Source organism: Actinomadura sp. SCN-SB (genome assembly GCF_043906805.1).
Taxonomy (GTDB): Bacteria; Actinomycetota; Actinomycetes; order Streptosporangiales; family Streptosporangiaceae; genus Spirillospora.
In genome coordinates this window covers 1-1654 of sequence record NZ_JBIMPP010000156.1, presented here as the reverse complement: position 1 = coordinate 1654, position 1654 = coordinate 1, and the positions used below count along the sequence as shown (strand labels likewise).

1 protein-coding gene is annotated in these 1654 nt (G+C 71.6%); it reads right to left on the bottom strand.

Features of this window, described 5'->3' with window-relative positions:
* Nucleotides 1–164: 164 nt before the first annotated feature.
* A complete protein-coding gene (locus ACGWYJ_RS38805; RefSeq protein ID WP_395111691.1) occupies nucleotides 165–1532 on the bottom strand; it encodes an IS1380 family transposase in 1368 nt (455 codons plus the stop codon).
* Nucleotides 1533–1654: the final 122 nt, after the last annotated feature.

The window sequence follows — 1654 nt, the reverse complement described above, 5'->3', positions numbered from 1 at the left end:
TAGCCTCGATTTTTCGTGAGGCCGGTTGGGCCGCGGAGCGCCCCAACCGACTCTTGGCTTTCAGCGGCGGGTCAGCGGTTGGGCCCGACTGTCGCGTCGGGTGGGCGGGGTTCCAGGGGCCCGGGGGTTCTCCTTCCTGGTGTTGTTGGGACGGTTGGTGCTGGTCAGGGCGCCGGGAGCATCTGCAGGCGTCCGATCGCCGAGGCGATCAGGCCGCTCCAGGGCCAGTGGCGGGCCAGCCGGAGCCGGAGCCGTCTGCCGCCCCGTGCCAGGCGCGCGGCGGTCGAGAAGACCCGCAGGCGCAGGCGTTTGGGTTCCCAGCGGCGGGCCGGATGATCGGCGAAGGCCAGCATCTGGGTCCAGGCGGTCAGGTCGGCGGCCAGCGCCACAAGTTCGAGCCAGACCTGGTTGGCCGCTGCGCTGTGCAGGGGCAGGTTGCGCAGGCCGGTGTCCTTGGCACAGCGGATGCGGTCTTCGCAGCGGGCGCGGCGGCGGTGGCGTAGTTCCAGGTCGGCGAGTTGTCCGTGGCGGGTTCCGGTGACGAAGCAGGTGAAGCGGTGCCCGTCGATGTCGGTGAACCGCAGCTGCGCGCCGGGGTGGGGGCGTTCGCGGCGGACGATGACCCGCATCCCCTTCGGCCAGCCCGTCAGGTCCAGCATCCCGGTCAGCTCGGCCACCCACGCCCCCGGCCGTGCCTGCCGGTCGGCATCGTAGGCGGCCTGCCACACGTGCTCGGGCAGCGCCAGGATCGCGGCGCAGATGTCATCGGTGAGGTTGAACCCGATCGAGTACTTGAGGCGGCGGGCGGTGACCCAGCCCAGGAACTCGTGGGTGCCGCCACCGGCATCGGTCCGGATGATGACCTGTTTGTGCAGGCGGGTGGGGATCTGGTTGAGGGCGAGGCGGCCTGCGGTGATGTGGTCGGCGGCGGTGTTGGACCCGGCGTTGCCCGGCCGCAGCACCAGCGCGGCGGCCTCCCCGGTCCCGCCCGGGCCGTGGTCGATGAACGCGGTCATCGGGTGGAACCCGAAGGTGCGCTTCCACGTTGGGGCGGCGTGTTCCTTCTCCGAGTGCGCGAGCACGATCGTGGCGTCCAGGTCCACCGGGATCAGGCCTCCGCCCGTCCCGGGGGCGTGCTCGGCGGCCAGTTCCCAGGCCCGCGCGCGGGCCGACGAGCGGGCCTTGCGGATCGCCCGCAACGCCTGCGGGCCGGCCTGGGCGAGGCTGGTGACCAGCCGTGACACCGTCGGATCGGAGGGCACCGGCCCGAACAGCTCCGGCTCGGCCCGCAGGACCGCGATGTCGGACAGGCAGTCCCCGCCCAGCGCCAGCATCACCGCCAGGTCCGCGACGACCTTGCCCGGATCGTGGGTCGCCCGCGGCTTGCGCCACCGCTCCAACCCAGCGGAAAGCGCCTGGTCGAGCCCGGTGGCCCGGAGCGTCTGGGTCAGCAGCACCCCGCCGGCCTGCCCGACGATCCCCGCACCGTCCGAAGACACCGCGAGCTTGGCATGGCGACCTGTAGTCTTCACGTGAAAAGTGCCTTCTGGACTGGTGCGGACAGGACTCTCGACAAGCCCTATCCTCCCAGCTCGAGGGCACTTTTCTTGTCTAAATGGTCACTCCCGACCCGCCGCCCGGTGAAAGCCCGAGG